The following is a 7221-nucleotide window of genomic DNA, read 5'->3' on the forward strand; positions in this document are numbered from 1 at the left end:
TAAACATGAAACGGCCAACGGGAAAACAACGCAAAAGCGCAATCAGGATTTTGGAGGAGTCGGTCCATCTGCTGAGACTTTCACCGGCCGGTCTTCTTTCCAGCTATTACATCGGAAGCATGCCGTTTGTTTTAGGCTTTCTTTACTTCTGGGGGGATATGAGCAACAGCGCTTTTGCCCCGGAGTATTGTGCCGTGTCCGCGCTTGGACTTGCTTTTCTTTTTATCTGGATGAAATGCTGGCACGCTGTTTTTGCAGCAAAAATGCGAGCGCAAATTTTAGGTGCACGATCAGGTTCGTGGTCTCTTGGCCGTATGGTTAATCTTGTAGCAACCCAGACATTTATTCATTCTTCCTCCTTTTTAATACTTCCGCTTGCCTTAATTATGGCAATTCCTTTTGCCTGGTGTTTTGCGTTTTATCAGAATGCCACCGCACAGGCATTTTCCCCAGAAAATGATATAAAAACAATATGCAAAAAATCCTTGAAGCTTGCCAATCTGTGGCCAAAGCAAAATCACATTTTACTACTCGTTTTTTTAGCCTTTGCTTTAATACTGTTTATAAATCTGGCAGCAACCATTTTTATTCTTCCGTATATTTTAAAAAAATTTGTCGGTTTTGAGACCATATTTACCTTAAGTGGGATGAACTTTTTTAATTCAACCTTTCTGGTGGCAACAATTGGGATTACCTACTTATGTATGGATCCGCTTGTTAAGGCGGCTTATATGCTCAGATGCTTTTATGGTGAGTCTTTGACAACCGGGGAAGATATTCGCCTTGAATTGAATAAATTTACAGTTCCAGGAAAGGGCCTGGTGGCGATCTTGACCTTCATTATTTTTGCAACATATTTTAATGTTGCCGAAGCCCGACAGGTACCACCCCATTATATGGATGATCCGAGTGCTTCCATTTCGCTATCCCCGGATGAATTGAACCGTTCCATTGACGAGGTGATGAACAAACGGGAATTTTCCTGGAGAATGCCCCATGAAAATCTTAAAGAAAAAGAGGAAGATGGGTCGGGCCCTCTATCAGTGGTTTTTAAATGGGTGGGTGACCTGCTCGGAAAAGGGTTTAAGGCTGTAAAGGGCTTGGTAAAGAGAATTGCAGACTGGTTAGCCAAACTGTTGCCGGACAGGAAGCCCGGCACAGATCCGTCAACCAAAGACTGGATTTACTCCACACGCTTATTCCTTATTATTCTCCTTGCTGTTTTGGGTATGATTCTTGGGTATTTATTCTTTAGGATTTTGAAAAAACATCATTCCCCTGTGGTTGAATCAGTCATAGAACCTGTGGCCCCGACTCCGGATCTTGAAGATGAAGGCATAAGGGCGGATGATCTTCCGGCAAACCGGTGGTTGAACCTGGCCGGGGAATTTGCCGCTAAAGGGTCCCTGCGTCTGGCCATGCGCGCTTTTTATCTGGCGGCACTCTCGTATCTGGCCGATAAGGAGATGATCACCATAGAAATTTATAAATCGAACTTGGATTATGAAACAGAGCTTAAAAGACGTGCCTATGAAAAAAAAGAAATTTTGGCGGCATTTTCTACACTAGTATCCTTTTTTGACAGGGTCTGGTACGGCATGTATCATATAACCACATCTGATCTAAACAGCTTTGCGGCAACGTTGGAAAGGATAATGGCCCTTGCGGAAAAATAAGAAATTACAGTTTGTATGCTCAGTCTTGTTAATGGCGATGTTCTTAATGGGGGTGATTCATCTTTTCCTGCTTCGTTTTGAAGCAGGTGATGTTTATCCTCCTTATTCCTCTTTACGCAGCGATCCTTTAGGAGCAAAAGCATTTTACCAGAGTCTGAATAATATTAATCATATCACTGCTGAACGTAATTACCGTCCTGTGTCAAAGCTGGAAACAAGCCAGAGGGTGACTTTTTTCTATCTGGGAGCAAAGATATTCGATTCAGATTCGGTTCAACAAGAACTGCTTAAATCCTTTGAACGTATAGCAAGAAGTGGTGGGCGTCTGGTCATTGCCTTTTTCCCCACCATGAAAAATCCGCTAAAGCCTTTAGGCAAAGAGAATACTTCAGCAAATACACCAAAAGACAGTTTAACAGAAGAGAAAGATAAGTGTCGGCCAACAGAGGACCAGTTTGTTTCCCTGGCCGAGCGCTGGGGCGTAACTATCGGATATGATATAGCGGAAGAAAAAAATAATAACAAGATCTTTAAAGCCGAATCAAATGTTTTAGCCTTACAGACTCCTGCCGTCATGCATACCATCAAGTATTTCACCGACCTTTCCGATTCCTGGAAAGTGGTTTATGCTACAGGCGACCATGCTGTCCTTATTGAAAGAAAGTTCGGCAAAGGAACCATTGTGCTTTCTGCAGACTCATATTTCTTCAGCAATGAAGCGCTTCGTGACCAGAGGCATCCTGAACTGCTGGCCTACTTTATGGGGATAAATTCAAAAGCCGTTTTTGATGAGACCCATTTGGGGATTCAACAGAGTTATGGCGTTGTTTATTTTGTCAGAAAATACAGGTTTCACTGGTTTGTAGCCGGAATCGTTTTGTTGGCCATTTTGTTTGTTTGGAAAAATTCGGTTAGCTTTGTGCAACCGCCTGAGGATAAAAATAAGGAAAACCAGGAAAGCTTTGCTTCAGATAGAGATTATACTCAGGGGCTGGTGAGTCTGTTGCGAAAAAATATCCCCAAAAGAAATATTCTAAAGGTCTGTGTTGAGGAATGGGAAAAGTCGATATCGCAGGGAGCAATGGTTAATTCTGATAAACTAGAGCGAATCAGAGCGATTGTCGAAACAAGAGAGCAAAGGGCGAAAAAAAATCAACATCCTGTAAAGGGGTATAAAACAATCATCGAGATACTATCACAAGGAAAATAATTATGAAGGAAAATACTGAAGTTTTGAAGAAAGCATTGATAGGCATAAAAGCCCAGGTCGCCAAAGTGATCATCGGTTACGAAGACATTGTGGACCAGAGCTTGATTGCCATATTTTCCGGCACACATGCCCTGATAGAAGGCGTTCCCGGCGTGGCAAAAACACTTCTGGTAAGAACACTGGCACACGTGATGAAATGCGATTTTGCCAGAATACAGTTTACCCCCGATCTGATGCCTACGGATATTACCGGCACCCATGTTTTTAACCTGCAAAAAGATATGTTTTCCCTAGTCAAGGGTCCTGTTTTTACGACTTTTCTGCTGGCAGACGAAATAAATCGCGCGCCGGCAAAAACCCAGTCCGCATTGCTTCAGGCCATGCAGGAGCGCACAGTTACCATTGACAGAAAGACCCATCGACTGCCGGAAAATTTTACTGTTTTTGCCACTCAAAATCCGATTGAATACGAGGGAACCTACCCCTTGCCGGAGGCACAAAAGGACAGATTCATGCTTAAAATTACCATGAATCATCCAAAGCGGGAAGATGAGCTTACACTGGCCAAACGGATGCTTGGCAAGGATTCTCCTGAAGCAATTCTGTCCGGTGGAACGGTAAACCAAATATTAACCCCGGAAGTATTATTGAAACTGCGGTCATCTCTCGAAGGCATTCTGGTAAAGGAGGAGCTGATTACCTATATCGTTGATATCATCAGAAAGACCAGAAAGTACCAGAGTGTCATGGTGGGCGCAGGCCCCCGTGCCACGCAGTCTTTGCTCCTGGCCAGTCGTACTTTGGCTGCAATTGGAGGGCGTGATTTTGTAACTCCCGATGATATTAAATCGATGGCGGTGCCGGTGTTGGAGCATCGCCTGATTCTCAGGCCGGAATATGAAATTGAGGGACTGACGGTAAGGGAAGTGATTGAAGCCATTTTAAAAGATATTGCGGTGCCCAGATGATGGTTCCAACATTCAGACTTCTTTTTTGGATTGCAGCGGTCTTTTTGCCGTTTTCAATTCTTGCCGCGGTGGTACCTTCGAGCATATTTCTTTCCATAGGCGCCGCTTTAATACTGGTGGTGATTGCAGCGGCAGATGGCGCTTTGTCTTTTGGTAATCTTTCGGGCATTCAGGTTGAGCTTCCTGACCTGGTGAGGCTTTCCACCGGGAAAGAAGGAGAGCTTGTGCTGCATATTAAAAATGAGAGGATGCAGTCCAGACCCCTAAGACTGTCTCTGGGATTTCCTGCAGAGATTTACTCCCGGCACCAGGAACTTATCACCCATTTACCCAAACAAACTCTTTATTCAACCATTCAGTGGCCATGCAAAGGTTTGAAGCAGGGGAAATACAATCTGGACAAGTGTTATCTGGAAACACGGTCCAACTTTGGTTTCTGGGCGATTCGCGGAATATCATCCATAAGTGCAGAGATTCGCGTTTACCCCAACCTGCTTGTTGAAAGGAAAAACTTAAGCGCATTTTTTCTCAACAAAGGACTCGGGGTTCATTCCCAGCGGCAGGTGGGAAAAGGACGGGATTTTGAACAATTAAGAGAGTACATTCCGGGGGACAGTTATGAAGATATACACTGGAAGGCAACGGCAAAGAGGGGCCAACCCATTACCAAGGTTTTCCAGCTAGAACGAACTCGGATGGTGTATGTAATTATTGATGCATCACGATTGAGTGCACGACAGGCATATTCCCCCAGAGATACAAACGCATCCGGCCAAGAGGATGGTTTGTTTTTTACTACTATTTTGGAACGTTACGTCACCGCCGCCCTTGTCCTGGGACTGGCTGCGGAAAGACAGGGCGATTTATTCGGCATTTTACTGTTTGATGACAGGGTACGAGGATTCGCCGGAGCGAAAAACGGCAGAGCGCATTTTAATACCTGCCGGGACATGTTATACACTTTGCAGCCCAAAAGTGTATCACCTGAATTCAGTGAACTTTTTACCTTTATCGGCACCAGGATCAGGCGTCGATCCTTACTTCTTTTTTTAACCAATCTGGACGATCCTGTTCTGGCACAAAGTTTTTCCAAAAACATTGATATTATCAGCCGCAGGCATCTGGTTTTAGTGAATATGATGAGGCCTGCCGGTGCAAAGCCTTTATTTTCTGATTCCCCGATAAAATCCGTCGATGAACTATACCAAAAACTCGGCGGGCACATATTATGGCAAAATCTGCAGCAAACAGGGAAGGTTTTCCGACGGCTGGGAGCAGATTTTTCCATGCTGGAAGATGAAGCCATGTGTGCAGAACTGATAGCCAAATATCTATCCGTCAAGAAAAGGCAGATTTTGTGAGTTCGCATGATAATCGATTTAAGAAAATTTATTAAAGAAGAAAAACCATACTGGGATGAACTCGAGGGTTTTTTAAACGAGGTCGAAAAAGGCCCGGGAATCAAGCTGGATCTTGCCAGACTTAAACGGTTTCATTATCTGTATCAACGAGCATCAGCCGACCTGGCAAAGCTGGCAACTTTTTCTTCAGAACCGAATATGCGCAGGTATGTTGAATCACTGGTGGGGAGGGCTTACGGAGAAATACATGAGACGCGTGAAAAACCCCATCGTCTGAATCCCTTACACTGGTTTTTTACTTCTTTTCCACGGACTTTTCGCAGACACATCCGGGCGTTTGGGATTTCTCTGTTGGCAATGCTCATTGGTCTTACTCTTGGTGGTTTTGCCATCTTAATAGATTCGGATGCCAAAGAAGCGCTGATCGGGTTTTCCCACCTTAAGGGCGACCCTTCCGAGAGAGTGGCAAAAGAAGAAAACGCCGATAATGACCGGCTTCAAGGAAGAAAAACATCATTTTCATCCTTTCTTATGACGCATAACACCAAAGTTTCAATCTTCACACTGGCACTGGGAATGACTTACGGAATAGGCACGATCATCATGCTGTTTTATAATGGAGTGATCCTTGGAGCCATTGCAATTGACTATATCATGGCAGGGGAAACCTGGTTTCTGTTCGGTTGGTTGCTGCCTCATGGCTCAGTCGAAATACCGGCAATTCTTCTTGCCGGTCAGGCAGGCCTGGTACTTGCCGGATCGCTTATCGGGTGGGGAAAACCTTTAACGCTGAGAAACCGTCTAAGAGAAGTATCCAACGATTTGGTGACTCTTATTTTCGGAGTAGCCATTCTGCTGGTTTGGGCAGGAATCGTTGAAGCCTTTTTTTCCCAGTATCACGAGCCGGTCATTCCTTATACGGTTAAAATTGGGTTCGGGGCAATTGAACTATTGATGTTGGCACTGTTTTTAGCAAAATCAGGTGAGAAGAGGAAAGAAAAGACATTATGAGCCATCACAAGGCGAACACGTTAAACATAAGAACACCTGAGGGCGTGGTGTTTTCCCTGCAACTTGCCGGACCGGTGACCCGTTTTATGGGATGGGCAATCGATCTTGCCGCCATTTCCGTGATCTCCTCGATGTTAAATGTGATTCTGGGAATGATTGGTATTATCAGCAGAGATATTGCCATGGCAGCCAGTATGCTATCTTATTTCGTCGTTTCCATCGGGTATGGTATTGTCACCGAATGGCACTGGCAGGGGCAGACATTGGGGAAACGACTTCTTAAGCTTAGGGTAATGGATGAGCAGGGATTGAGTCTTCAATTCAGCCAGGTTGTGATTCGAAACCTCCTTCGTTTTGTGGACAGCCTGCCGGTTTTTTACCTGGTAGGTGGAATGGCGTGTCTGATAAGCCAGAGAGCCCAGAGGTTGGGAGATTTTGCTGCCAATACGATTGTGGTTTGGAACCCGTCGGTGTCAAAACCGGACCTGGATCAACTCCTTGAAGGAAAATATAATTCTTTTCGTGAGTATCCGCATTTGGAAGCACGGTTGCGCCAGCGGGTATCTCCCCAGGAGGCCGGCATTGCACTCCAGGCAATCATGCGGCGTGATGAACTGGAACCTGTTGCGCGTATTGAACTTTTTGGTGATATCGTATATCATTTCAGAACCGTTGTTGAATTTCCCCAAGAAGCCACTGACGGAATTTCCGATGAACAGTATGTTCGCAATGTGGTCGATGCATTATACAGAACAAAAGCGTAGACAACATGATGACCGCATTTGGAAATATTGTCACTTTTGTAGTCGCTCCGAGGCTTAAAAATTTTTTCTCCAGCCGATATCAAGCTATACTGTGTGGAGTGACCCGATATTTATAATTACAGAGCTAAACCCCCAGCTAAGCTGGGGAGAATGGCAAAAGCTATGCTGAGTATTTAAAAAATGCTCCTTTTGGATTAAAGGTAACAGCGCTGATTCTGTGACCAAAATCCA

General features: G+C 44.7%; 6 protein-coding genes. All 6 read left to right on the forward strand.

All coding sequences use genetic code 11. The features are described 5' to 3' along the window. Positions 1–5 precede the first annotated feature (5 nt). From SWH54_10635 to SWH54_10660, 6 genes are read left to right on the forward strand one after another with little or no spacing between them, the layout of a single operon-like run. Positions 6–1676 (forward strand): hypothetical protein, encoded by a 1671-nt coding sequence (locus tag SWH54_10635; protein MDY6791710.1) that lies wholly within the window; start codon positions 6–8, stop codon positions 1674–1676. A 31-nt stretch (positions 1677–1707) separates the two neighbouring features. After that, positions 1708–2886, forward strand: coding sequence for a DUF4350 domain-containing protein (locus tag SWH54_10640; GenBank protein MDY6791711.1), 1179 nt, complete (start codon positions 1708–1710; stop codon positions 2884–2886). A 2-nt stretch (positions 2887–2888) separates the two neighbouring features. Then, on the forward strand, positions 2889–3854 hold the full coding sequence (locus tag SWH54_10645) for a MoxR family ATPase (protein MDY6791712.1): 966 nt from the start codon (positions 2889–2891) through the stop codon (positions 3852–3854). After that, on the forward strand, positions 3851–5215 hold the full coding sequence (locus SWH54_10650) for a DUF58 domain-containing protein (protein MDY6791713.1): 1365 nt from the start codon (positions 3851–3853) through the stop codon (positions 5213–5215). Before SWH54_10645 ends, SWH54_10650 begins: the two co-directional genes overlap by 4 nt. 6 nt (positions 5216–5221) lie before the next feature. After that, positions 5222–6226, forward strand: a complete 1005-nt coding sequence (locus tag SWH54_10655; protein MDY6791714.1) for a stage II sporulation protein M — start codon at positions 5222–5224, stop codon at positions 6224–6226. Then, positions 6223–6990: an RDD family protein gene (locus SWH54_10660; GenBank protein ID MDY6791715.1), complete on the forward strand. Its 768-nt coding sequence runs from the start codon at positions 6223–6225 to the stop codon at positions 6988–6990. Before SWH54_10655 ends, SWH54_10660 begins: the two co-directional genes overlap by 4 nt. Positions 6991–7221 lie beyond the last annotated feature (231 nt).

It is taken from the genome of Thermodesulfobacteriota bacterium, from assembly GCA_034189135.1.
Lineage (GTDB): Bacteria > Desulfobacterota > Desulfobacteria > Desulfobacterales > JAUWMJ01 > JAUWMJ01.

Excerpts from the sequence above, each read along its gene's own strand:
- SWH54_10635 (MDY6791710.1), top strand. The coding sequence starts at position 6 with ATGAAACGGCCAACGGGAAAACAACGCAAAAGCGCAATCAGGATTTTG.
- SWH54_10640 (MDY6791711.1), top strand. The coding sequence starts at position 1,708 with ATGGCGATGTTCTTAATGGGGGTGATTCATCTTTTCCTGCTTCGTTTT.
- SWH54_10645 (MDY6791712.1), top strand. The coding sequence starts at position 2,889 with ATGAAGGAAAATACTGAAGTTTTGAAGAAAGCATTGATAGGCATAAAA.
- SWH54_10650 (MDY6791713.1), top strand. The coding sequence starts at position 3,851 with ATGATGGTTCCAACATTCAGACTTCTTTTTTGGATTGCAGCGGTCTTT.
- SWH54_10655 (MDY6791714.1), top strand. The coding sequence starts at position 5,222 with ATGATAATCGATTTAAGAAAATTTATTAAAGAAGAAAAACCATACTGG.
- SWH54_10660 (MDY6791715.1), top strand. The coding sequence starts at position 6,223 with ATGAGCCATCACAAGGCGAACACGTTAAACATAAGAACACCTGAGGGC.